Source organism: Paraburkholderia sp. Ac-20336, assembly GCF_017105025.1.
GTDB lineage: Bacteria > Pseudomonadota > Gammaproteobacteria > Burkholderiales > Burkholderiaceae > Paraburkholderia.
In genome coordinates this window covers 154,326-179,178 of the sequence record NZ_JAAGPS010000001.1, presented here as the reverse complement: position 1 = coordinate 179,178, position 24,853 = coordinate 154,326, and the positions used below count along the sequence as shown (strand labels likewise).

Below are 24,853 nucleotides of genomic sequence, written 5' to 3'. Positions count from 1 at the left end.
TTTTTGCTCGTCGTCTGGTGCGTCCTGCCTGTCGCGAGACGCCTCGAAGGAGTTAGCCCGCATGATCCGCGTTCCATTCCATCGTCGTTCGCGTCGTCTTTCGCCTCGCCGTTTCGCCGCGTCGATGACGGCAACCATTGCCGCCGCGGCCGTACTTGCCGGCGCCTACAGCCTGCCTGCCCGCGCGGTGCTGGCCGACCCGGCTCACGTCTACAACCCGCATCTGCGCCCCGTGTCGCGCATCGCCGACACGCGGATGCCGGTCGACCTACCCGGCACGCCGGCCGGCCGGGCGGAATTTCCGCTCTATCTGTCGCTCGACTGGAACCAGCCGCAGCCGCAGGTGACGCGAGCCGTGATCGTCATTCACGGCAAGCTGCGCAACGCCTACACCTATTTCCGCAGCGCGGAGAAGGCGCGCGAGGCGGCGCGGGAGAGCGGCGCGAATGTCGACGGCACGCTGCTGATCGCGCCGCAATTTCTCGCCACGCTCGATTTCGGCATGCGCGACGAACCCGCCGATCTGCTGCGCTGGGACCAGAACGGCTGGATGGCCGGCGACAACGCCGTGGCTCCGGCGCCGCTCAGCTCCTATGCGGTGCTCGATGCGATTGTCGAGCGCCTCGCCGACCGCACGCGCTTTCCGAACCTGCGGCACGTGGTCTTCGCCGGCCACTCGGGCGGCGGCCAGGTGGTGCAGCGCTATGCCGTGGCCGCGCGCGAATCGGGCTTGCTCGCGAAGGAGAACATCGACGTGCGCTATGTGATTTCGAGTCCGTCGTCTTACGCCTATTTCGATGCCGAGCGGCCCGATGCCGACGGCAAGCCGGCGCCCTTCGGCAACGCGGCGGCCTGTCCCGCGTTCAACGACTGGAAGTACGGCATGGAAAAGCGTCCCGCCTATCTGAGCGAGCGCACCGCCGCGCAACTCGAAGCGACTTATGCGACGCGGCGCGTCTACTACCTCGTCGGCGGCGACGATAACGATCCGCAACAGAAGGCGCTCGACCAGAGCTGTTCGGCCGAGGCCCAGGGGCCTCAGCGCGTCGCGCGCGCCGAAGGGTATTTTCGCTATTTGCAGATGCGCCATCCGCAGGGCCTGAACCAGAGCTTCCACGTGGTGCCCGGCGTGGGCCATGACGGCGCGCGCATGCTCGGTTCGGTCTGCGCGTTGGCGGCCATCTACGATACGCCGGGGTGCAAGCCATGAGCGCCGCCAGCAATGAAGCCGGCATCGCATCGGCGGGCACGGCGTCGGGCAGCGGCGCCGCACCCATGTCGCGGGCCATGGTGCGGCGGGCCATCTTCGCGTCGGTGCTCGGCAACGGTCTCGAATGGTTCGACTTCCTGATTTACGGCTATTTCTCGAAGATCATCGCCCAGGTGTTCTTTCCGACCGGCACCGGCTATCTGTCGCTGATGCTGACCTTCGCCACCTTCGCGATCGGCTTTTGCGTGCGGCCGCTCGGCGGCATCCTGCTGGGCATGTATGCGGACCGTGTGGGGCGCAGCCGGGCGCTCTCGCTGCTGATTATCTCGATGGCGAGCAGCACCTTGCTGATGGGGCTGACGCCAGGCTACGCCCGCATCGGCCTTGCCGCGCCGGCGCTGGTCGTTCTGGCACGCGTGCTGCAGGGGCTTTCGGTGGGCGGCCAGTTCGCGACCGCGTCGGCCATGCTGGTCGAGTACGCGCCGCCGGGCCGCAAGATGTTCTACGGCAGCTTCAACATGTCGGCCCAGGCGTTTGCGCTGCTGCTGTCTTCGGGGGCCGGCTATCTGTTGACTTCCTGGCTGAGCCATGAGCAACTGGTGGCATGGGGTTGGCGTGTGCCCTTTCTGTGCGGTGTGCTGGCCGGACCGATCGGTTTCTATATCCGCCATCACGTGGCCGAATCGCCGGAGTTCCAGCAGTTGCGCGAGAACGGAGCGCCGCCGCCGCGCGTCTCGTTGCGGCAGTTCTTCCGCAACAACGGCCGCGCCGCGATTTGCGCGATGGGGGTGATCGCGGTGGGCGCCGCCACCAACTACGTGTGGCATTCGTACCTGGCCGTCTATGTCGAGCGGCAGTTGCATCTGCCGCTGGCGGTGGCGTTGCGCGGAGCGTTCCTTAGCGGCGTGCTGAACCTGTTCCTGTTTCCGCTGTCCGGGCGACTCGCCGACCGCTATGGTCCCTACCGGCTGTTCTATCCGGTCACCATCGCGTGGATGCTCTGCGCGTGGCCGCTGTTCGCCTTCGTGGTCTCGGCGCCTTCGGCCGAGCGTTTGCTGTTCGCCCAGATCGTGTCGACGGTCTTTCTCGCGGCGATGTCGGGCGCGCATCCCGGCATGCTGGCGATGCTCTTCCCGGTGCGCAGCCGCTCGTCCGGCGTGGCGCTGTCGTACAACGTCGCGGTCACGCTGTTCGGCGGCCTCGCGCCGCTAACCGTGACCTGGCTCACGCGGCTCACCGGCAGCAGCCTGACGCCCGCGTTCTATCTGATCTTTGCCGGCTTCGTCTCGCTTGCGCTGGTCTACGGGGCCCGGCGCGGCCCGTACGGCGCCAGGCTCGGCGAACCGGACAGCCTGACCGCTTCGGCGGCCAAAAGGAGCCCTCCTGCATGACCGAGTTTTTGTCCGCGAACGACGAGCGCGCGCCCAACGAACGACCTGTTAGCGTCGTCGCTCCCCAGCACCTGACCGTCGAGGCGAGGGGCGGCAGCGGCACGGTGCCGCTGTTTGCGACCGGCGAATGGAATGCGCCGCAGCCGGGTGTCGAGCGCGCGGTGATTCTGATTCACGGCCGTCTGCGCAACGCGGATGCGTATTTCCAGCTGGCGCATCGCGCACGGACGCGCGCGGGCCGCAATTCGGTGGACACGCTGCTGATCGTGCCGCAATTCCTCGCTGCCGCCGACGTCGACGCACACCATCTGCCGGCGTCCACGTTGCGCTGGGAGTGGATCGACTGGATGGGCGGCGGCACGGCGCTGGCGCCAGCCCCGCTCAGTTCCTTCGACGTACTCGACACGGTGCTGGCCCAACTGGCCGACCCGCGGAAGTTTCCGGACTTGCGCGAAGTCGTGGTTGCCGGCCACTCGGGTGGCGGCCAGGTGGTACAGCGCTACGCGGTGCTGGTGCGCGGCGACGCGGCCCTCGCCGGGCGCGGCGTGGCGCTGCGCTATGTGATCGCCAATCCGTCGTCCTATGTGTACTTCGATACGCAGCGCCCGCTCGGCACGAGCGGCTTCGCCCGCTACGACGAGGCGCATTGCGCCGGCTTCAACCGCTGGAAATACGGCCTCGACGAACTGCCGGCCTATGCCCGCGACGGCAACGCGCTGCCGGATGCCGCCGCGCTGGAAGCCGCCTATGTGCATCGCGACGTGACCTTGCTGTTGGGCGCTAACGACTGCGATCCGGCACACCCGGCACTGGACCGCTCCTGTGCCGCGCTCGCCCAGGGACCGCATCGCCTCGCGCGCGGCCGCGCCTATACGCGCTACATGGGCGAGCGGCACCCGCAGGGTTTCGCTCACCGCACGATCGAGATCGACGGCGCGGGGCACGACGCCGACGCGGTATTCGGCTCGCCTGCCGGGCTGGCGGCATTGTTTGGGGAACCGGTTCGAGGGGCCTGAGAGTCGCTACTTGAGAGGCGCTGCTTGAGAGGCGCGGCGAAGTGCGTGGTGATGCACATGTCCGAATCCGGCCAGAATCGTCGCCGCGCTTCCGCTACAGTCGAGTCATGACCGTCCCCGTCAACCCGATTCCGGCGCCATGAACCTTATCGAACTCTTTCTGCTTGCGGCAATCTGGGGCGCTTCATTTCTGTTCACGCGCGTCGCGACGCCCGAATTCGGGCCGATTGCCTTGATCGCGCTTCGGGTCGGCATTGCCGCGCTGGTTTTGATACCGGCATTGCGTGCCGCCGAAGCACGTCAGCAATTTCGTGCGAGATGGTGGCCGTTGTTTATCGTCGGCCTGACCAATTCCGCGATTCCGTTTTGCCTGCTTGCTTATTCGACGCTGCATCTGAACGCCGGGCTCGATTCGGTACTGAACGCGACCACACCGCTGTGGGCCGCATTGATCGCCGCCACGCTGTTCCAGTCTCCGATGATGCGCGGGCAGCTTCCCGGTTTGTTGCTGGGCCTCATCGGCGTCGTGATTCTGGTGTGGGACACGCTCAGTGCGGGCATCCAGGGCGCCACGCCGGCGATTGCCGCGGCGCTGCTCGCAACCTTGTTCTACGGCTTTGCCGTCAACTACTCCAAACGTCGCCTCGCGGGTATTCGGCCGCTTGTCGTGGCTTTCGGCAGCCAGTTCTTCGCCTCGATCGTATTGATTCCTCTGGCGCTGCTGTCATGGCCGCGGCATTCGGTCATGCCGCTGACGTGGCTGTGCGTGGCCGCGCTAGGCATGCTTTGCACGGGCTTTGCCTACGTGCTGTTTTTCCGGCTGGTCGAGCATGTCGGGGCGGCCTATGCGGCGTCGGTGACGTTTCTGATTCCGCTCTTCGGCGTGGCGTGGGGCGCGTTGTTTCTCGACGAGAAGATTACGCCGAGGATACGCGATTGCGGCGGCGGGACAGAAGGCGCGGCGGCAGGTTCTTACGGCCCACTTCGGCAGCGGAACAACGCGCTACACGGTGGGGCTCGTGTAGGCAAATCCATAAAAAGCCCCGTCGCCGGGGCTCTATCTACTTCGTGCGATACCACCGCCATAGCCTGATGATTACCACGTACGCCAGCACTGCCACGATCAGTTCGATCGTTATCCACACCGTGACGAACAGGTCATCGGGATCGCGGATACCAAGCCACTCCGAAGCATTCCACCATGCGCGCGCCTCGCTTTCCGACCAATCGTAATGGTATGGACCGACATAAAGAATCGATAGAAAAAACAGGCCGAAAAACAATGCAACCTTGAAAAGCCTACGGGCAAGTGTTGCCATATGTGGTGACCTCAATTGTTCCGTAGGCGTTAAGCCCTGAATTGCCGGCAGGGATAGTCCTGGTGTTCAGAAGCGCGCTCCGGATAATCGAAAAATCGGTATGACTCGGCAGAGTGATGCAGCCTAATGAAGTACCGCAGGCCGCCTGCCGGATGCAAGCGGAACTGCCCGCGCTTGACCCCATTGATCCACGTCGCATCATTGATCTCTCCATCGTCTCGATACAGGGTGAACCATTCGCTGTGATTCGACGGACGGCCTCAAACGGTATTCCACTCATCTTTTATCCACGCTGAAGTCCTTGAGCGTGCGCCGCCAGTAGGACGCGCGACGATCCAGTATTTACCAGCGGGAATCGGACCAGCCTCGGGCACAGCCGTGCAGCCACCCCGATTGCGGTATTGCTTGTCACCCGAATACGCGTTAAATGTGCCGATACCCAAAAAGCTGAGCGGCGATAGCGGCTTGTTATCTACCGAAAACTTTCCCGTAAGAGCCATTTTTTCACGTCCCCCTAACCGTCATTTTGTCTTGCATAGTTTTCTCCCGTTGGTGAAACGTTCACCGTAGAGGCGCGGCCCGCTGGCACTCAATAGGACGATTCTGATTCTGGAGTTCCCGTTGCCCTAGGCAAAAAAAAGCCCGCCGGAGGGGGCGAGCCTTGTAAGTGCCTAGTTCGCGTCGAGGGAAGCGAGCATCAGTCGTCAGGGAACCAGATGCACGACGGAGCCCCGTCGCGGGTGAGGACCGCCGCCACGACGAGACGCGCGATAGATCGGGTCTTGGTAAGGTTCATCATTCTGTGTGCCTCTTTGGTGTTGGTTAGCTACTGGCCCGCGCGACGAACGCGCGAGCCATATTGTCTACTCATCGGCTGTGTGATCATTCTCGTGGGTACTGCGCTCGCGACAGGGAAGCTTCGGCTGGCTTGGGTGCGTAGTACGTAAGCGTGCGTTTCGAGCGTGTCCGGCTGATCGCCCTGGTTCGCGCGCTCCCGGCGCAATCGCATCGCACTTGCCGTGAGGAGACACCTTCATGTCGGAGCAGAACAACGCGAGTACCTTGAGGCCATTCGCCTATGTCCTCGCAGTCCAGGACCTCGACCGTAGCGCGGCGTATTTCCGTGACGTGCTCGGCTTTCGCGAGGAATGGGCCGACGCATCCGACTGGCGTCTCGTGTCGAGAGGGCAGGTGCGGATCATGCTCGGCTCATGTCCAGGCGCGCTAGCGCCGTCCGCGATCGGCGATCACAGCTACTTCGGTTACATGGAAGTCGACGACGTGGACGCTCTCCATGAAGAACTCGTGCAAAAAGGCGCGCGTATTCTTCAGCCGCCGATGGACCGTCCGTACGCCATGCGTGAATTCGTCGTCGCGACACCCGAGGGACACCGCTTCGTGATCGGGCAAACGCTCGCGCGGAATTAGACGCGCGGGGGAGTCCGTCCCGAGCCGCAACACGGCGCTCCGAGGTGGCGAAGACGCACGTAAGACGTATCTACGGGTTTCTCCTGGTCTTCGCGGTGTCGATCTCCGCAGCGCCGGCTCGTCGTGAGAGTATGTTCAACCCCTCTCGTGAAAGGCGAACTCATCATGGCTACCGGAACCGTTAAATTCCATCGCGTCTTGCGCTCGACGCCCGAACGGATCTATCGCGCGTTTCTCGAACCCGATGCGATAGCGAAGTGGCTTCCACCGTACGGATTCACATGTCAGGTTCATCACATGGATGCGCGGGTCGGCGGCACGTACAAGATGTCTTTCCGCAACTTCGGCTCGGGCAACGGCCACTCGTTCGGCGGCGAGTATGTCGAGCTGGTGCCGTTCGAGAAGATTCGCTACTCCGATCGTTTCGACGATCCGAATCTGCCCGGCGAGATGAACACGACGATTTCGTTGCGGCAGGTGTTGTGCGGCACCGAAGTCAACATCGTGCAGGAAGGTATTCCCGAGGTTATTCCCACCGAGATGTGCTACCTCGGCTGGCAGGAGTCGCTGGCGCAACTGGCGAAGCTGGTTGAGCCGGAGATTCCTGATTGATGTTGGCTGCAGGTATCGGGTGCTGTTCTACTGGTCGCGGTAGCTGATATCGATGTGGTTCTCTCCGTTTTCGTCGGTGGGCGAGATGAGGCTTCCTGCGCTGTTGTGCTGTGTGGCGGCTTACCGCGAATCGCGCAAAGAAGTCTGAAAAATCATCCTGTGCCCATTCCATACCCCTGTGCCTGGCGGCTAATGTGGCTGCCTGGATAACGACAGGGGTATGGGAATGTCAAATGAGGATTCGAGTGGCGTGCGTGTCGTGTTGAGTGCGCCTCAACTGGCGGCGGTTCCGGCTCGTATGCCTTATTACATCCTCACAGCTTATCTGATTGAATGAATGTCCATGGGCAGACTGATCGATACCCTGAGCTTTCGAACTTCATCCAGAACTACTTTGGAGAAGATTTCGAACTGTGGGGAAATACCATAGAGGAGATCTTCGCTCTGTACGAGAGTGAAAGCAATCTATCGGCACGTTCGAGGCTGGCGACTGAGATTGATGTTTTTCTCCGAGACCATCGCCTCAATCTGGATCTTGAGTTCAAGGCTGCGTACGGCCTCTTTTTTAATCCCGTTTCATGGGGGCACACTACTGCATCATTCTTCGGAGAATTGGTACATCTTCTAAATAAGTAACTCGTTTTCCCTGTAGGGCGGCTCAGCTTGCTCCACTGCTGATTGAGGTATTACAGTGTTTAGTCTCGCCTGGAGACGCCTGATCTTCACGTGATCTTCGTCAGTTGATGCTCGATGTCGTTCTCCCTACACGTACGGTCAACGATGTGCGCGAAGGCAGAGCGGTATCGAGCGCGATTTGTGAATTGAACGCCGTTATGGGGCAGTGCGGTATGGTGCCGGCAAGGAATGGCCCTGATGAGATTTTTTGGTATCGCACTCGCCCTGTAGTTGTCGCTGTCCTACGCATCCAGGCCATCGCGTCGCGCAGACGAATGTTTGCCTATAACGTCGCCATTCGCGACAAGCACGAACTGGTCATCTCCGACCTCTACCACCTCGCCAATCATCCTTCGTATGCGTGCATGTTCATCACACTTGCCGGTTACGGTCTCGCGCTGAACAACGGGATAGGCTTCGCGATTGAGTTTGTACCTGTGTTCGCCGTGGTGAAGAAACGCATTGCAATAGAGGAAAGCGTGCTGCTCAAGCGGTTGGCGATACGTATGCTGCATATGCGAGGCTCAGCTTCAGAATTATAAGTTGGCTATGCTTATGTAGATTTTGTGCGATTTATTTCACACTAAAATCACTTGCCTGTTTCTCGATGTATGGGTTTCTATTCTTTGAAAAATTTTCAATATTAAAAAGAGTGAATTTTTCATTCTGATAGGAGAGGTAAATACCTGATTTATGTCGTGTTAACCATCTATTAGTTTTTCCGGACTAGTGCTATTTTCCTGTTACGCGGTTTACGGCAAAAAAACGATTGCAAAGAATACGAGGGGTTCACCGTGGTCACATATCGAAGCGATTTTGTGAAATCGAGCAACTTGTCATCGCCTGCACGCGAACCGAGAGACACATCCTGTGTATCGAGCGCAGGAAAATACATTGCCTTTATCGTCAGAAAATTACTAAGAATTCCTTTGTTTATAGGGTCGAGATACATCGACTGTATTTGCCTGAATTCCAGGCCTGGAGAGCGCTTGCAACGGGCGGCGTCCAGATATGCAGTCTGCGCGAGCGGGTCGGCAGACCGGGCATTCGATTGCACTGTCCTACCTGCATCGCTACGCGAAAAACCTCTCGTCGACGCTTGTCGAGACTGTCCTCATTCTGACTGACGTATTGATCTGGCCGACGCATCCAAAGCAGTCGACCCGTCTGGTTCGTGCCACCTGCCATAGCTTTAATCGTTGGTACTGCGCTGAATGCGCGCGCCTGTTCGAGCGTATGCGCTACGCCAAAGCCTAGAACTATGTCCACAAGTTCTATGAAAGAGAGACACTCATGAACGCACAATTCGTCAGCGTATGGAATGAAGCACTTGGGTCGTGGGTAGCAGCATCCGAGCGTACTTCGGCACGCGGCAAGCCCTGCAGGTCACGAGCACTAGCGGATGTCATCCTTACCATTGCGGGGGCGGCGGTATTGACTGGATCGCCGACTGCGGAGGCGGCCGGCTCCGGACTGCAACTATGCAATGCGGCAGCAGGCGTTACCTCTGGTTATAGCTGGGGGCCCGGCTCTGGAACGGGTGTGGCATTGGGCTGTACTAACCCGACCCCGTACGCCTTCTCTCTTAACAATGCCGGCAGTGATACGGGCGGTGCGGGATTTGGTGCTTCCACGGCCCGCGTTACTGGCTATATTGACGGCACGCTGGAACTACTCGGTACGGCCGGCATTTCAATGCTTGGCGTCGTTCAGATGAATAACAACAAGATCACAGCGCTTGCGGCAGGCACCGTCAGCGCGACCAGCACGGATGCGATCAACGGCAGTCAACTGTATGCGGCGACGCGGTACTTCCAGGCTAATTCCACGCTCGCGGATGCAACTGCAGCAGGCGCCGACAGCGTCGCGCTCGGGCCGCAGTCCGTCTCGACGGGACCCTCGTCGGTTGCGATCGGCAATGGTGCCACCGCAAACAATGCCAGCGACGTGGCGCTAGGCGCCGGGTCGAGCACCGCCGCGCCGCACACAGGCGCCTTCGACCTGAGCGGTGGTACGGCCGCGGCCACTGCCCCGGTTTCGGTGGTGTCGGTAGGCGCAGCAGGCAGCGAGCGGCAGATCCAGAACGTCGCCGCAGGCGTGCTCTCAGCGACTTCGACCGATGCAGTGAACGGCTCGCAACTCTTCTCGGTAGCCAGCGCAGGCAACGCGACCGGAACTTCGGTCGCCGCAGCACTGGGCGGCGGCTCGACCTACACACCAGGCGTCGGCGTCTCCGCACCCAGTTACACCATCGGCGGCACGATCTTCAACAACGTCGGTGCCGCACTCACCGGGCTCGACACAGATCTCACCAACCTGCAGAACGCCGTCGGCGATATCAATGACGGCTCCGGTATCCGATACTTCCGCTCGAATTCGACCGCTGCGGACAGCCAGGCGACCGGCATCGACAGCATCGCGATTGCCCCTCTGGCGATCGCGAGCGGTGCAGACAGTTTCGCGGCCGGAACCGGCGCGCAGGCACAGGCAATCAACTCATTGGCATTCGGACCGCAGAGCGTGGCTTCCGTCGCCGACAGCGTCGCCATTGGTTCCGGCTCGGTGGCCGACCGCCCGGTCGTGCCCGGCGTCGGCGAGATTCCAAACGGCGGTCACGCGATCCCGTACAACACATCCGACCTCACGCTCCTTGGCGCGGTGTCGTTCGGGAACGCGACGACCGGTACGTTTCGCCAATTGACGAACGTGGCCGACGGCACCCAGCCCCAGGACGCCGTCACCATCAGGCAACTTGCCGGCGCGCTGTCTGCATTCGCCGCGACCGGCACACGATACTTCCATGCGAATTCGACCGCCGTGGATTCGCTGGCCGTGGGGGCCGAATCGATCGCGGTTGGGCCGACCACCGTCGTCAACGGCGACAACGGTATCGGCATCGGCAACGGCGCCATCGTGAACGCTACGGCGCCTGGCGGCGTGGCGATAGGCGAGGCCGCGAACTCGAATCAGGCCGACGCGATCGCAATCGGCAGTGGCTCGAACGCCAGTGGCGCGCAGTCCGTGGCGCAGGGTTCGCTGGCCAGCGCGACGCAATCGGGCGCCGTGGCTGTCGGTTCCGGCGCGAACAGCAGCGCCGTGGATTCGCTCGCGCTGGGCGCGGGCTCGACGGCATCGTTCGCGAACAGTGTGGCGCTCGGCGCCGGTTCGGTGACCACGGTTGGTGCGCTGAGCAATTACATCGCGTACGGGCTCAGCAGCCCGCAATCGTCGGCGGGCGAAGTGAACGTCGGCAACCGGCAGATCACAGGCGTGGCGGGCGGCAGTGCCGGAAACGATGCGGTCAACGTGAGCCAGCTCGACGCCGTTGCCACACACCTCACCGAGCTCATCAAGCAGCAAACCGGCGGGGGCGGAGATTTTTCCTCCAACCCCGTCGGACCGCAGATTCCACCGGGCGCCACCGGGCCTAACTCCGCAGCCGGCGGTTCGGGATCGGTCGCATCGGGTGCCAATAGCACGGCAACGGGCGGCCATTCGACTGCCGCAGCCGATAACTCGACAGCGTTAGGCAGCGGGGCGAGCGCGACCGGCAACAATTCCGTGGCACTCGGTGCGAACAGTGACGACGGGGGGCGAACCAACGTCGTCTCAGTGGGATCTGCGACGAACCAGAGGCAGGTCGCGAACGTTGCAGCCGGCACGCTGCCTACCGACGCCGTGAACGTCCAGCAGCTGAATGCCGGTCTTGCTCAGGCGAATGCCTATACAGACCAGCGTGCCGCCCAACTGCAGGACGGCATCAATTCGACCGCGCGCTATGCGTATGCCGGGATCGCCGCGGCGACGGCCCTGACCATGATTCCCGAAGTCGATCCGGGCAAGACGCTTTCATTGGGAGTGGGCACCGCCGGCTATCGGGGATATCAGGCCGTTGCCATTGGCGGAACGGCTCGCATTTCCGAGAGCATCAAGGTCAAGGCCGGCTTTGGCACCAGCGCGGCGGGGACGACAGTCGGCGTGGGGGCGGCGATGCAGTGGTGAGCGGCGTCCATTAATCGGATCACAAGCCAGGCCGGGTGCACCAGTCGACGCGCAGCAAGGGTTGCACGTCGACTGGCGTTGCGAGTTTTCCCGGGCATCGGCAAGCGTGTCGATTTTTCACGGATTCTTGCGAGCTTGTCTGCGTGAGAGATCGAAGCCGATCGAGGCCGTCAGCAGTGCGTCGCATTCGGTCGCGGCATGGGCCTGATCTGAGAGAGCCAGGCTCGGTGCAGATCGCCCCTGACGACACATGGCATACCAGTCGAACAGTGAAGGGCATCTATCGGGGGCAAGAGACGCTTGCTTTTTAACGCAACTAACGGTCAAGCCCGCTATGCGTCAACCTCAAACTTCCCCATCCAACCCCAAGCTTGCAAAGAAGATTGCGAAGAAAGCGGGCCCCCCCAGATTGCACAGACCGCGCGCCGACGCGTGCATGCGTCAGCATTCGGGGATACAGCGCACGGTCGCCGTCGAGCCCTCGCTGGTCCCACGCGCCACTACGCCACTACGCGTAAAACGCCGACGGCACGACCCCGAAGTGCCGTTTGAACATCGCGGCGAACGCACTCTGGCTCGTGTAGCCGTGATTCATCGCGACCGCGATGATCTTCTCTCCATGAGCGAGGTGCTTCAACGCGAGCAGCAGACGCGCCTGCTGACGCCAGCGTCCGAACGTGATGCCGGTTTCGCGCTGAAACCAGCGCTGAAAAGTCTTCTCCGATACGTCGAGCGTGCGCGCCCATGCGCCGATCGTGCGGTTGTCGTCGGGGGCGGCGAGCAGATTGTCGCAGACTTCACGCAGCCGACGCTCGGCGGGCCACGGCAAATAAAGCGGCAGCAACGGCACCGCATTCAACTCCGCGAGCAGCAACTGCATCAGATGATCGTCGCGCGAGCCTGCCGCGTAGTCGAGCGGTATGTCGATCGCCGCGAGAATCAGCTCGCGCAATAGCGGATGCACTTCGACCACGCAACTGCGCGCCGGCAGATGCGCGGCCGCGCCCGGCTCGACGAATACCGTGCGCATCTTCACGTCACCGCTCATCTGTACCGAATGGTCGACTTCCGGTTCGAGCCACACGCCGCGCGTCGGCGGCACGACCCACGAGCCGGTCGCCGATTCGACCTGCATGACGCCTTCGATTGCATACAGCAACTGCGCGCGCCGATGCCGGTGCGCGGCAATCACGGTGCCGTGCGGATACCAGGCCGCCATCGCCGAGACCGGCATCGGCGTGCTTTCGAACGGCACGTGAGCGTTGGGCGCGACAGGCGTGTCGGTCGCGCCGCGCGCATCGGAATGGGTTCGCGTGTTCATTCGTGCTGGCAACAGGGTATGGAAACAAGCAGATGGATGCGCGGTCGAGTGCGCTTTCGATCGCCCGCGTGATCTCTCATTTGACTGCTTATTTGACCGCTCACTTGACCGTTTCACGACAGGTAAAGACTTTTTGACGTGAGACAGCCGCGAGGCCGCGGGCGCACGATGGTACTTCACCCTGAAGCCGTGCGCGAGCCGCGTCCACGAGCGATCAACGCACCGCTTCGATCCCGTCTCAACGATATCAATCAACGACATCAAAGTAGAGCAAGACATGAAGAGATCGTATTTCCTGTTTCCGTTTGTGGCAATCCTGCTGTGGGCCGGCAACGTGATCGTGTCGAAGCTGTCGGCGCACACGATCGACCCGTCGGCGATCACGTTTTACCGTTTGCTGCTGGCCGTCGCGCTGATGAGCGTATTTACGCTGAAGCCGGCGTGGCGCAACCGCGCGGCGATCGTGCCGCAACTGCCGAAACTCGCGGTGCTCGGCTTTCTCGCGATGGCGCTGTTCCAGAGCCTGTCGTACGAAGCGGCGAAAACCACCCCCGCGACCAACATGTCGATCATCACCGCGCTCGTACCGCTGATGACGATGGTCGCGAGTACGGTGCTGCTCGGCGAAACGCCGACGTCCGGTATGGTTGGCGGCGGAATGCTGTCGTTGCTCGGCGTGGTCTATCTGATTACGCAAGGCAATCCGGCGACGCTGCTCGCGAACGGCGTGCATCTCGGCGATCTGCTGATGATCTTCGCAGCGCTCGCCTACGCGCTGTATGGCGTGCTGCTCAAGCGCTGGCACGTCGGTCTGCCGACCTGGCAATCGACGTACCTGCAGGCGCTGTTCGCGCTTGTCTTCATGCTGCCGATGCTGCTGCGCCTGCCGGCCGCCGAAGCGTTGCCGACGCGCGCGAGCGTGCCGCTGATCCTGTATGCGGGCGTGCTCGCTTCGGTCGTGCTTCCGTATCTGTGGATGCAGGGCGTCAGGCATCTCGGCCCGAACCGTTGCGCGCTGTTCATGAACGTGCTGCCGATTGCTACCGCGCTGATCGCGATCGTGTTGCTCGGCGAAAACCTGCATCTTTATCACCTGCTCGGCGGCGGTACTGCCTTGCTCGGTGTGGGCGTTGCGCAGGGGCTCGGCCGCTCTGTGCTGCGCCGGTCGGCCGTCGTGCGGGAGTGATGCGTTCGGGCTTCGGGCTTCACGCGAGTGGTCGATGGCGCGAAACGTGTTGAATCGACCACTCGCCCTGTACGAGCCCGGTTAGACGGATCGCTTCGTTCTCGCTTCGTCGGCGCGCAGAGCCAGGTCTTAATCCCGTGGGACCACGTCAGTACCGTCAATAGACGAGTACGGTGCGCAAGTCCCGCCTCACTGCCCGCCCGAATTGCTGGAACGCAGGATACTGGGCTGGCTCGATCAGCGCGGTCGGCAGACTGATGTCGAGGTTGCGCGTAATGGTGACGGTCCGGCCGTCGGTCTGGTACGAGGAGCTATAGGTGCCGAGCGGGGAGCGGATCTCGGCCGGGCGTGGCAGCCTTGGCACCGTGATGCCCTCCGGCAGCGTAATGGTCGTGGTTTCCATCACGTGGCGTCCGGGGAACGGCATCGCGAAGTCGCGCGTGTCGACCATGATCGTCTCGAATGCGGTACTGATTCCGGAAAAACTACCGAGGCCGAGCGGCACCTGAAAAGCGCCCGGGCCCGGTAGCTGCGCATAATCCGGCAACGTGAAGCGCGTCTCGTATTGGAACGGTTCGCGCAAATCGAGCAAATCGCCGTGCAGATAGGTACCGTAGCCGTCCTGACCCGTTAGCGTAAGCATGCGCGCGGCAAATTGCGACTCGGTGCCGGGCGGCAACGGGGTCAATATCCGGCGCGCTGCCCAGTCGAACGTACCGGTGTTGTCGATCCGGCTCGTTCCGGAGCCGTTGCCTTGCGCGTCGAGCGAAATCTTCGTGGTGACCTGCACACGCCCGGTGTCGGGCGTCGAGAGTGGCAGCGTGATGACGTGGGCCGTGCCTGTACCATCATCCGTCAGGAGTGCCTGTTTGCCGAGTTCGGAACCCGGCAGCACGCCGAAGCGGGCAACTTGCGCGGTCGAATCGGCGAACAGTTTGAAGGCCGGCAAGTACGTGATCACGTGATTGAATACCGCGAGCGGATCGGCAACGCCTGGCAGCCAGTACATCGTGCCGAGATTGACGAGCACCGGCGCGCTGGCAATGCCTTTCGCAGCAAGCAGCGCTTCCAGCAACGTCACGTGGTCCTTGCAGTCGCCATAGGTGGACGCGAGAATCGCATCCGCTTCGTGAGGCACGACGCTGCCCGTGCCGAGATTGATCGCGACGTAGCGAATGTGCGTGCTGACCCAGTCGTAGAGAATTTCCGCCTGACGTCGCGGATCGTCGACACCTTGCGTGAGACGGTCGGCAAGGGATCGGATCGCCGGTGTGACAGCCGACTTCGGACGCGCACGCTCCAGATAGGCGGCGCCGGCAGCCGCAAAGTCCGGGAAGGTCGTCATCACCACACGCGGACTGTAGTCGAGGTTGCTGACCGAACCGAACTCGGGCGGATGCGCGGGACGATTCGTCAGCGTCCATTGCCACACTTGCCGGTCAGGCTGGTTGGTGTCGATCCGCCCGCCATCGAGCCCGATCGCGTCCGCGTGAAGCGCCATCGACGCCGGGGCATGCACGGTCAACCGCATCGAATCTCGCTGAATCGCGTTGCTGAAGTACTCGCTCATCGAGAACTGGCCGGGGAACAGCGGCTTGTTCCGGGTCAACTCGTAGCGCAGCGTCAGCACGGCGCCGACCGCGACGCCGGGAAATACGATGACCTTGACCTTGTCGTCATCGAACATCGGTGCGCCTGCGCTTTTCGGGCTTTGTTGCGTCAATATCCTGTCCGGCGTGACATCGAGACGCACGCCATCTTTCGTCGTGGTGTAGGCCTCCTCGACCTTCAGATTCTGCTGCGATTCGCTGTAACGCAGCGAAATCTGCCCGCTCTGCGTGACACCCTGCTCGGTATTGATCCGCATGCGTCTCGCAACGGTCCGCGTACTGGCGCCGTTCTCGCTGATGTCATACACGATGTCATCGGAGAGGTTCGTGATGTTCGACTGAAAGCCCGCCATCGCGGCGGCACAATGAGTCGCGAGCAATACGACCGTACACAGGGAAGGGATCAGTCCGCGCATGGAATTCCTGTCTCGCAACGTGTTAGAAAAGGTGCCGTGGCCGGTTGGGTGCGACGACGGTTCGCGTGTGATTTTTCCGGTCCGGCTAATGACTGCACATCGAACATACTGGTATCGTTTTTAACGATTTCCTTTCTATATATTTAACATTGCATGAATAATTTCCATGTTTGATGCATTGAATTTGTATTAATAAATGGTTGGGAGATTGATTGCACTGGAAAGGCGAATGGATTTCATCGAATCAGCTGGTTTTTACGGATCGTAACGCCTTATTTAAACCGGAAATGCTTGCATTTTCAGTTTATGTTAGCAGTCGCCGGGCATGTGTCAAGAAAATGAAGATCGGTTTTATGGTGGTGTTTTTATGAAGGATTAAATGATTTTAAGTAAATATTTTTTAGATGGTATTTATGTATTTTTTAATATTAATTCGTGTGGGTTTATCAGGTAACTTCCGGGAAATCCGGCAGTCGGTATGATTTCCCGCGAGGCAGAGGCTGGTGGCGCGTTTGAGCCTCTCGATCTGGTTGACGACTCTTCCATTCCAGCACGGCGATGCCGCAGCAGTTCCGTTTGCGCACTGTGACTTTTTAGAACATCAGTGTGAGCGATAGGAAGTGTTCAACGCAGGCTGTGCGCGCCAAACTCTGCGCACCTATCCGCTGTCTTGAAGCCAGATTGACGTAGGGGACACCGGAAGAGCGATAACCGCCTCAAAGGAGACAATGTGTCAGACACCCTATCCACAGCCGAGGCAACGGAGGCCTCGACCAGAGCGTATCTTCGAAGTCGCATCGCCGGGTGTATCGGGCATGCCATCGAATGGTTCGATTTCTCGATATACGCCAATCTCGCCATTTTCTTCGGCGCGCAACTTTTTCCCGCCGACAACCAGAGCTCCGCGCTTCTGGCCGCTTTCGGCGTATACGCACTCGGATTCGTGATGCGGCCAGTCGGCGGATGGCTGCTCGGTGTCGTCGCCGACCGTTACGGCCGTAAAACGGCGCTCACCGTGTCCGTCACGTCAATGGCCTTCGGTTCGCTCATGATTGCCGTCTTGCCGACGTACGCGACGATTGGACTTGCCGCACCGCTCATCGCAACGGTCGCGCGTTTGTTGCAGGGCTTGTCGGTGGGCGGCGAATTTGCCGCGGCCTGTTCTTTCCTCGCCGAGACAGCGCCGCCTGATAGACGCGGTTATCACGGCAGCTTCCTGTTTTTCGGCACCGGGATCGGACTTATTCTGGCATCAGGCATTACCTGGGCGCTGACGCAGTCGCTGAGCCATGACCAGATGGCGAGCTTCGGATGGCGCATACCGTTCGTTATCGGCGCCGCCGGAGGTCTGTTCGGATACTGGCTGCGTACCCGGGTCGCCGAAACGGAAGCGTTTACGAAAGCCGCGGAACAGCAGAACCAGCAAACCAGCGGTTCGATCCGGGCTCTGCTCGCCGATCATCGGCGCGAGGTGCTGACGCTGATCGGTACCAGCATTCTTGGCGCTTTCGCCTTCTATCTCTTCATCGTCTACGTTCCCGTGTATGCGATTCACCGCTCGGGTGCGCTGCCCGCGACCGCCTACGCGGCCAGTACCTGGAGCCTCATCGCGTTCACGGTGGTTCAACCGCTGTTTGGCATGCTCTCGGACCGGTTCGGCCGCCGCCCTCAACTGATCGTGATGGCCGCAGCGTACACGGTGTTTCTCTATCCGGTCGTACTGTCGGTCGGCGATACCTTCTGGTCCATTTTGCGCGTCGAACTGTTCGGCATGGTGCTCTATGCGCTGTACACGTCCATCGCACCAGCGGTAATGGCCGAGCTGTTCGATACCGACGTGCGGGCGCTGGGCATCGGCTTGCCGTTCAATCTCGTTGTCGCCGTGCTGGGTGGAACGACGCCGTATCTGATGACCTGGCTTCAGGAGCGCAGCCTGGAACGGTTCTTTCTGATCTACGTATGCGTGGGGTCGGCGATAAGCCTGGTCACCTACCTGGTAATGGCCGAAACCAACGGCAAGCGCATCGAGCGTTCGACGGTGGAGTCATGATCGCAGCGGCCTTCGAGCGACTGTCGCGACAGGCGAGGCAACAGACCGCGGCGAACGGGAGCCTCAGCTATGTGGACCTCGGCAAGGGCCAGCCGGTTGTCTTCGTTCACGGCGGGCACGGCGGCTGGTATCACTGGATAGCCAACCTCGAGGCACTCGCGCAAGGGCGGCGAGTGATTGCCTCCGATCTTCCGGGCTTCGGCGCATCGTCGGCTCCCGCCGAAACTTTCTCGCTCGAAGTTGCCGGGCAACGTGTCTTCGATTTGCTGGACGAACTCGACGTCGGGCAGTTCGACCTCGTGGCATTCTCGTTCGGCAGTTGCGTTGCCGGATATATGGCGGCGAGCAGGCCTGAGCGGATTCGCACGCTCACACTGGTCAATCCCGCGGGCATGGGGCCGGTTTCGGCCTCACTGAGCCAGATTCAGAAAGAGGCTGCCGAGGTCGCTCGCAGTGTGGGCATGGCGGGCGGCGTGGAAGTCTCGCTGAAGAAAATCATGCTGTCGGATCCATCGCTGGTGACACCGGAACTCACGGCGCTCGCGGCGCGGCACGTTCGCGCAACCCGGGTTCTGACCCGGCCCATTGCCCGCAGCAATCCTACCCGGGCGCTTATCGAAAGAGTTCAGGCGCCGGTATGGCTGGTGCTCGGCTCGAAGGATCCGCATCAGGCTCACGAGGTGGCTGCGCGCGAGGGCTGGATTCACAGCCTTTCCGCAAGGAATCGTGCGTCGGTGCAAGCGGCCGCTCACTGGCTCCAGTACGAGCGCGCCGAGTGGTTCAACAGACATCTGAGCGAATTCATCTCCTAGCTCTTCACCGCTTTCATCGGGCGTAAGCCGATATTGCCCAACTCATCTCGGAACAGGCAGCCATGATACTGGAATCATTTGCAAAGTATGTTGAAGGGCAGGCGACAGCGGAGTTGACGCCGAACACGCTTCGCGCGGCCAAACGCGTGCTGATCGACTGGTTTTCAGCGCTATTGCCGGGTACTCAGGTCGCGCCCGGCATCCAGTTGTTGCAAGCGCATCGCGCCGAACTCGGACATGGACGATCGAGCCTGCCCGGCAACGAGACGACCGCGTTCGCGGCGACGGCAGCATGGCTCAACGGGAGCATCTCGCATGCGGTGGAATTCGACGACATTTTCCGCGACGCCATCTACCATCCAGGTTGCCCCACCATCGCGGCCGCTCTCGCACTCGCCGAGGATTCGCATGCCTCCGGTCTGCTGCTTCTGAAGTCGATCGTCGCGGGCTACGAGGTATCGACACGCATCGGAGCGGCGATCCAGCCGGCTCACTATCGGTTCTTCCACACCACCGGAACGGTCGGCTGCTTTGGCGCGGCAGCCGCGGGTGTTCTCCTGACCTCTCCCGGCGACGCTCAGGCGGCGTTGCACGCCATGGCCACATCGGCGACGTTTGCGTCGGGTCTGCAGCAGGCTTTCAGGTCCGATGCGATGACCAAGGCGCTTCACGCGGGACATGCGGCCTGGGTCGGCGTGACGTCGGCGCAAGGCGCGTCGGCCGGCGTGACGGGCGTGGCCGACATTCTCGAAGGAAGCGCCGGATTCGGCGCCGCGCTTTGCGACTCGCCCGATTGGCGTTCGGTAACGGACGGACTGGGCGACGTATTCAACATCGAGCGCATCACTCAGAAGAACCATGGTTGCTGCGGCCACACATTCGCAGCTATCGACGCCTTGCTCGATGCGATGAAAACCAGCGGACTACGCTGGGAGCAAATTGCCCGGGTGGTCGTCAGAACATACGCGCCTGCTCTTGAAGTCGCGGGTATTCGTGAGCCGAAGTCGGCATTTGAAGCGCGCTTCAGCTTGCCCTACGTTTTGGCACATGCGGCGGTGTACGGCTCGGTCCGTCTGGAGGCTTTTTCGGACGAACGTCTGCGCGATGGTCACGTGCGGGAGTGGATGAAGAAGATCGAACTGGTCGCGGACCCGGAAATAACCCGGAATTTTCCGAGGATGCGTGCTGCCCGCGTCGAACTGGCGTCCGTCGATGGCAAGACAGTCGAGGCATTCGCGCCTTACCGGCGCGGTGACCCCGAAGCGCCGCTCAGCGACGCGGACATCGACGACAAGTTCCGGGAACTCGCCGAGCCCGTGATCGGCTCGCAAGCCGCTCACGAACTTCTGGAAAAACTGTGGCGGATGGAAGAACTCGACGTATCGGATCTGAACCTGTCGAACCTGTTGCCGGCAGGATTCAAGCGAGACCGCGACGGTCGCTAGAAGTGTGTTCCACCGGGGCCGGCGTGATTCGCCAATCAACTGGGCCCCGGATACGTTTAGCCCGGCATCGATTGAATTTCAGAACGAAGCCATGCTCTGAACGCCTCGACCTTCCGGGAGTGTTTCCGGTTGTCTGGAACCAGCAGATAGTAAGCGAGCTCGCGGGTTACCGGCCGGTCAAAAGGCCGGACCAGAACGCCGGTGGTCAGGTCGTTCGCAAGCAGCCGCGTTTGGCCGATGACGATGCCCATCCCTTCGATTGCGGCCTGGTACGCAAGCAGGGAATTCTGAAATCCTCCTCGCTGACGGCTCACCAATCCTTCCAGGTCGCCGCGGCCCACCGCTCGCAGCCAGTCGAACCAGTCGTTGCGCCGGTATCGCGACTGAAGCAGCCGATGATTGGCCAGGTCGTCGATAGTGGCGAGAGGTGGGCCGTTCTTCAACAGTTCCGGACTGCATACCGGTTCGATGACGTCATCGAACAGACGTTCGCAGTTGATGCCGGGCCAGTTGCCGTCTCCGAACTGAATAGCCGCATCGACCTGAACTTCGCTGAAATTGATCTTCGCGACGGTCGTGCTGAGTTCGACCGGGATGTTCGGCTGTGCCTTCTCGAATCGATGCAGCCGATGCATGAGCCATTTTGCGGCGAACGTGTTGTAGACCGATAACCGTAGCGGCTCTCCCTCCACGCGGCCGACGATCGTCTCGGTCGCGCTCACGATGGACGCGAACGCCGGCCCAATCTGCTTGTAGTAAGCCGCTCCCACCTTCGTGAGCTTGACGCCTCTGGGTCCCCGGTCGAACAGACTCACGCCGAGATAGTTTTCGAGCGTGGCGAGTTGCCTGCTCACGGCCGAATGTGTCACGTACATCTCCGCGGCGGCACTCGTCAGACTGCCCAATCGGGCGACGGCTTCGAAGACGTGAAGAGGGTTCAGGGGCGGGACTGTCCGGGGCATGAGATGTTCCAAAAAGTCACAGAAACGTACCGTATGCGAAGTAGTGTGTCAATCGACCGGCTGGAATAATCAATCGCATAGCAGTTCCACGGTCAAAGAGGAAAACATGGACTTCGCACTTACTGAGGAGCAGACCGCGTTCGCTGATGCAGTGCAGCGATTCGCGCGAGACACGTTGGCGGAAGGCGCACTCAAGCGCGCGCATCATGCCGGTTTCGATTTCGACGTTGCAGGGAAGCTTGCGGAGCAAGGCCTGCTCGGCATCACGATGAACGAAGAGGATGGCGGCCAGGGCGGCACCCTCATGGATGCGGTCATCGCGATTCAGGAAATCGCGCTGGTTTGTCCGAAGAGCGCGGACATCGTGCAGGCCGGGAATTTCGGGCCGATTCGCACGTTCGTCGAGTATGCGACGGCCGAGCAGAAGAAGCGCTATCTCAAGGATCTGCTCAGCGGGCGCAAGGTGATTTCGCTGGGCATGACGGAGCCCGGTGCCGGCTCGGCCGTCACGCAACTCAAGACGTCGGCACGGCGCGAGGGCGACGAGTACGTTATCAACGGGACGAAAATCTTCTCGACTCATAGTCCGGATGCCAGCCTGTTTCTCGTCTATTGCCGATTCGGTCCCGGTGTGGAAAACATCGGCTCCGTGCTGATCGAAAAGGGTACGCCCGGATTTACGGTCGGTCAGCCGTCCAGCTTCATGAGCGGCGAAGAGTGGTCGCAGTTGTATATCGAAGAGTGCCGTATTCCCGCCGAGAATGTTCTGCTGGGACCGGGCGGATTCAAGAAGCAGATCTCGGGCTTCAACGTCGAGCGCGTCGGCAACGCATCGCGTGCGTTGGCGCTGGGGCGTTACGCTTTCAATACGGCACGCGAGCATGCGCTGATCCGCGAACAGTTTGGCCGGCAGCTTTGCGAGTTCCAGGGGATTCAATGGAAGTTCGCCGATATGGCGCTGAAGCTGGAAGCCTCGCAACTGCTGCTCTATCGCGCGGCCAATGTTCCGAACGGCGAGTTGCCGACCGCGTACAACACGGCCATTGCAAAAGCGCATTGCAACCTGACGGGCTTCGATGTTTCGAACGAGGCACTGCAGGTCATGGGCGGCATGGGTTATAGCCAGGAGTCGCTGGTCGAATACTGCGTTCGTCGCACGCGTGGCTGGATGATCGCGGGCGGCTCGATCGAAGTGCTGAAGAACCGGATCGCCGAGAACGTGTTCCAGCGCCGCTTCGATCAGCGCAAATAAGAGGGGCGTCTAACATGGAGAACAGCATCATGCCCCAGGGCGAATCGCAGCGCAGGTCGCTGGCCGACGTGCTCCTTGCACCGCGCAGCGTTGCACTTGTTGGCGCATCGGACGACCCCTCGAAAACCGCGGCGCGTCCGCTCCGGTTTATCCGCCAGGCCGGCTTCGACGGTGACGTCTATCCCATCAATCCCAACCGCGACACCGTGCTGGGTGAACAGGCCTGGCCCAGTGTTCGCGCACTGCCGGTCGTGCCGGAGCATGCCTTCATTCTCACGCCGACCGACGCCGCGATCGACGCTTTGCAGGAGTGCGCCGAACTCGGTGTTCCCGTTGCCACGATTCTCGCCGCGGGCTTCTCTGAAAGCGGTCCGGAGGGCGAGGCTCGCGAGGAACGCGTACGGGAGATCGTTCAACGGACCGGGATTCGCGTGCTGGGCCCGAGCGGCCTCGGTATGGTCAACGTGCGCAGGAAGCTTGCGCTGACCGCGAACGCGGCGTTCGCGGAACCGGACCTGCCGGTGGGCGGAATCTTTGTCGCGTCGCATAGCGGCAGCATGATCGGGGCGCTCGTATCGCGAGGCAAGGAGCGCGGAGTCGGCTTTGCCGGGCTCGTTTCGGTCGGCAACGAGGTCGACCTGAGCGTCGGCGAAATTTGCGCGGCGACGCTGGACGACCCCGAGGTCACGGGCTACATGCTCTTCCTCGAGACCTTGCGGCACTCCGACAAACTTCGCCAGTTCGCCGTTCAGGCTGCGCAGAAAGGCAAGCCTGTCGTCGCCTACAAACTCGGCCGTTCGAGTGCGGCCGCGGAGTTGGCGGTCTCGCATACGGGAGCCCTCGCCGGCGAGGACGATGTCGCCGATGCTTTCCTGAGAGATTGCGGTATCGCACGCGTCGAAACGCTCGATGCGTTTCTCGAATGCCTGCCTCTGCTGGCATGCGTTCCCGTTGCCCAAGCCGCCACGGCGAGCAAGCCGCGCGTCGCGGTCGTGACGACGACCGGCGGCGGCGCGGCCATGGTCGTCGATCAGCTCGGAGTCCGGAACATCGAGGTCCAGCATCCGAGCGCGCAGACTTACGAGCGTCTGGCCGCTGCGGGCGTGAAGGTGAACAGCGGCCGCATCGTCGACCTCACGCTCGCGGGCACCCGCTATGACGTGATGAGCGCGGCCCTCGGCGTGCTGCGATCGGCGCCGGAATTCGACCTGGTCGTGGCGGTCGCCGGCTCCTCCGCGCGATTCTCTCCCGAGCTTGCGGTGCGTCCGATTATCGATAGCGCAACGCAGTCACCGGCGTTGCTTCCGCTCGCCGCGTTTGTCGTGCCGGATGCCCCCGAAGCGCTGCGGCGTCTGACCGCGAGCGGTGTGCCGTGTTTCCGCACGCCCGAGTCCTGCGCGGACTCGATCGCATCGGCCTATGCGCGACGCAGCCCGCTCGCGATCGTCGAGCCGGCCGCAGTCGACGCGGGAGGTGCGCCGATACTTCTGGACGAGTTGGCGGCTTACGAACTGCTGGCGAAGGTCGGCGTCGTTCATGCGCCCGCCGTGGCGATCGACGTAACAGGCGACGGCAGTCTTCCGGATAACCTGCCGTATCCGCTTGCAGTGAAGGTGCTATCGGCCGACGTACCGCACAAGACGGACGTGGGCGGTGTCGAACTCGGCATCCGTGACGCCGGGCAACTCGATGCCGCGATCGAAAAAATCCGCGCGAACGTGGCCCGCAACGTCGAAGGGTTCGAACTGCAGCGCGTTCTTGTCCAGCAGATGACCCGGGGACTGGGCGAAGTTCTCATCGGATACCGTCGCGATGCGCAAGTGGGGCCGATTGTGATGCTGGCCTCAGGCGGCATCTTCACGGAGATTTACAGGGATCGCGCGCTGCGCCTCGCCCCCGTTACGCGGGAAGCGGCGCTCGAAATGATTTCCGAGGTCAAGGCCATGCGTGCGCTCGACGGCTATCGCGGCAAGGCACGCGGCGACCTCGAAGCACTGGCGGATGCCATCGTCGCTGTGTCGAAGCTGGCTACACTGCCCGGTGCCCCGGTTCTGGAGGCGGAAGTCAATCCGGTGATGGTGCTCGAAGAAGGACAAGGTGTTCTCGCGGTGGATGCTCTCGTGAAGATCGGGGGCTAGTATGGACA

Annotated in this window: 18 protein-coding genes and 1 pseudogene; 14 read left to right on the top strand and 5 right to left on the bottom strand. The window is 61.7% G+C overall.

The features are described from left to right. Positions 1–61 precede the first annotated feature (61 nt). The 4 genes from GXB81_RS00785 (at position 62) to GXB81_RS00770 (ending at position 4,710) form a co-directional block, all read left to right on the top strand. Positions 62–1,210: an alpha/beta hydrolase gene (locus GXB81_RS00785; protein WP_241016173.1), complete on the top strand. Its 1,149-nt coding sequence runs from the start codon at positions 62–64 to the stop codon at positions 1,208–1,210. Beyond that, positions 1,207–2,601, top strand: coding sequence for an MFS transporter (locus tag GXB81_RS00780; protein WP_167048499.1), 1,395 nt, complete (start codon positions 1,207–1,209; stop codon positions 2,599–2,601). The genes GXB81_RS00785 and GXB81_RS00780 overlap by 4 nt, the downstream gene beginning before the upstream one ends. Beyond that, a complete protein-coding gene (locus tag GXB81_RS00775; protein ID WP_205988041.1) occupies positions 2,598–3,617 on the top strand; it encodes an alpha/beta hydrolase in 1,020 nt (339 codons plus the stop codon). Before GXB81_RS00780 ends, GXB81_RS00775 begins: the two co-directional genes overlap by 4 nt. Positions 3,618–3,756: 139 nt before the next feature. Continuing rightward, entirely contained in the window at positions 3,757–4,710 is a 954-nt protein-coding gene (locus GXB81_RS00770) for a DMT family transporter (protein ID WP_205988040.1), read from the top strand. Here GXB81_RS00770 and GXB81_RS00765 read toward each other — a convergent pair. Next, positions 4,679–4,936 (bottom strand): hypothetical protein, encoded by a 258-nt coding sequence (locus GXB81_RS00765; protein ID WP_205988039.1) that lies wholly within the window; start codon positions 4,934–4,936, stop codon positions 4,679–4,681. The two genes, GXB81_RS00770 and GXB81_RS00765, sit on opposite strands and share 32 nt — an antisense overlap. Further along, positions 4,917–5,436: pseudogene (locus tag GXB81_RS00760) on the bottom strand (DUF2778 domain-containing protein). The gene GXB81_RS00765 and the pseudogene GXB81_RS00760 overlap by 20 nt, the downstream one beginning before the upstream one ends. A gap of 535 nt (positions 5,437–5,971) precedes the next feature. Between GXB81_RS00760 and GXB81_RS00755 the strand changes: the two are divergent. From GXB81_RS00755 to GXB81_RS00735, 4 genes are all read left to right on the top strand, one after another. Continuing rightward, entirely contained in the window at positions 5,972–6,364 is a 393-nt protein-coding gene (locus GXB81_RS00755) for a VOC family protein (protein ID WP_167048645.1), read from the top strand. Between the two features lie 165 nt (positions 6,365–6,529). Then, positions 6,530–6,976, top strand: a complete 447-nt coding sequence (locus GXB81_RS00750; protein ID WP_167048503.1) for an SRPBCC family protein — start codon at positions 6,530–6,532, stop codon at positions 6,974–6,976. A gap of 743 nt (positions 6,977–7,719) precedes the next feature. Further along, on the top strand, positions 7,720–8,193 hold the full coding sequence (locus GXB81_RS00740) for an isoprenylcysteine carboxylmethyltransferase family protein (protein ID WP_241016186.1): 474 nt from the start codon (positions 7,720–7,722) through the stop codon (positions 8,191–8,193). A gap of 1,171 nt (positions 8,194–9,364) precedes the next feature. Next, positions 9,365–11,653 carry a YadA-like family protein gene (locus GXB81_RS00735; RefSeq protein ID WP_241016172.1) on the top strand — a complete coding sequence of 763 codons (2,289 nt, stop codon included), beginning with the start codon at positions 9,365–9,367 and terminating at the stop codon, positions 11,651–11,653. Positions 11,654–12,161: 508 nt separating this feature from the next. On the opposite strand, the gene GXB81_RS00730 is transcribed toward GXB81_RS00735, so the two are convergent. Beyond that, positions 12,162–12,887, bottom strand: coding sequence for a helix-turn-helix transcriptional regulator (locus GXB81_RS00730; protein ID WP_241016185.1), 726 nt, complete (start codon positions 12,885–12,887; stop codon positions 12,162–12,164). 364 nt (positions 12,888–13,251) lie between these two features. Between GXB81_RS00730 and GXB81_RS00725 the strand changes: the two genes are divergently transcribed. Further along, positions 13,252–14,160: a DMT family transporter gene (locus GXB81_RS00725; protein WP_205988034.1), complete on the top strand. Its 909-nt coding sequence runs from the start codon at positions 13,252–13,254 to the stop codon at positions 14,158–14,160. A gap of 157 nt (positions 14,161–14,317) precedes the next feature. On the opposite strand, the gene GXB81_RS00720 is transcribed toward GXB81_RS00725, so the two are convergent. Continuing rightward, positions 14,318–16,186 (bottom strand): DUF3857 domain-containing protein, encoded by a 1,869-nt coding sequence (locus GXB81_RS00720; RefSeq protein ID WP_241016171.1) that lies wholly within the window; start codon positions 16,184–16,186, stop codon positions 14,318–14,320. Positions 16,187–16,916: 730 nt separating this feature from the next. On the opposite strand from GXB81_RS00720, the gene GXB81_RS00715 reads away from it, so the two are divergent. The 3 genes from GXB81_RS00715 to GXB81_RS00705 all read left to right on the top strand — a co-directional run bounded on the left by GXB81_RS00715 (position 16,917) and on the right by GXB81_RS00705 (position 20,493). Continuing rightward, a complete protein-coding gene (locus GXB81_RS00715; protein WP_167048509.1) occupies positions 16,917–18,236 on the top strand; it encodes an MFS transporter in 1,320 nt (439 codons plus the stop codon). Next, entirely contained in the window at positions 18,233–19,048 is an 816-nt protein-coding gene (locus GXB81_RS00710; RefSeq protein WP_205988033.1) for an alpha/beta fold hydrolase, read from the top strand. The genes GXB81_RS00715 and GXB81_RS00710 overlap by 4 nt, the downstream gene beginning before the upstream one ends. Positions 19,049–19,110: 62 nt before the next feature. Beyond that, complete coding sequence (locus tag GXB81_RS00705; RefSeq protein ID WP_205988032.1) at positions 19,111–20,493, top strand: MmgE/PrpD family protein; 1,383 nt, start codon at positions 19,111–19,113, stop codon at positions 20,491–20,493. 56 nt (positions 20,494–20,549) lie between these two features. On the opposite strand, the gene gcvA is transcribed toward GXB81_RS00705, so the two are convergent. Next, the gene (gene gcvA / locus GXB81_RS00700; protein ID WP_205988031.1) at positions 20,550–21,455 is read right to left on the bottom strand and encodes a transcriptional regulator GcvA; all 906 of its coding nucleotides are present in this window, start codon (positions 21,453–21,455) and stop codon (positions 20,550–20,552) included. 106 nt (positions 21,456–21,561) lie between these two features. Here gcvA and GXB81_RS00695 point away from each other — a divergent pair, with 106 nt between their 5' ends. After that, entirely contained in the window at positions 21,562–22,707 is a 1,146-nt protein-coding gene (locus GXB81_RS00695; RefSeq protein ID WP_205988030.1) for an acyl-CoA dehydrogenase family protein, read from the top strand. 29 nt (positions 22,708–22,736) lie between these two features. Next, on the top strand, positions 22,737–24,845 hold the full coding sequence (locus GXB81_RS00690) for an acetate--CoA ligase family protein (protein ID WP_205988029.1): 2,109 nt from the start codon (positions 22,737–22,739) through the stop codon (positions 24,843–24,845). Positions 24,846–24,853 lie beyond the last annotated feature (8 nt).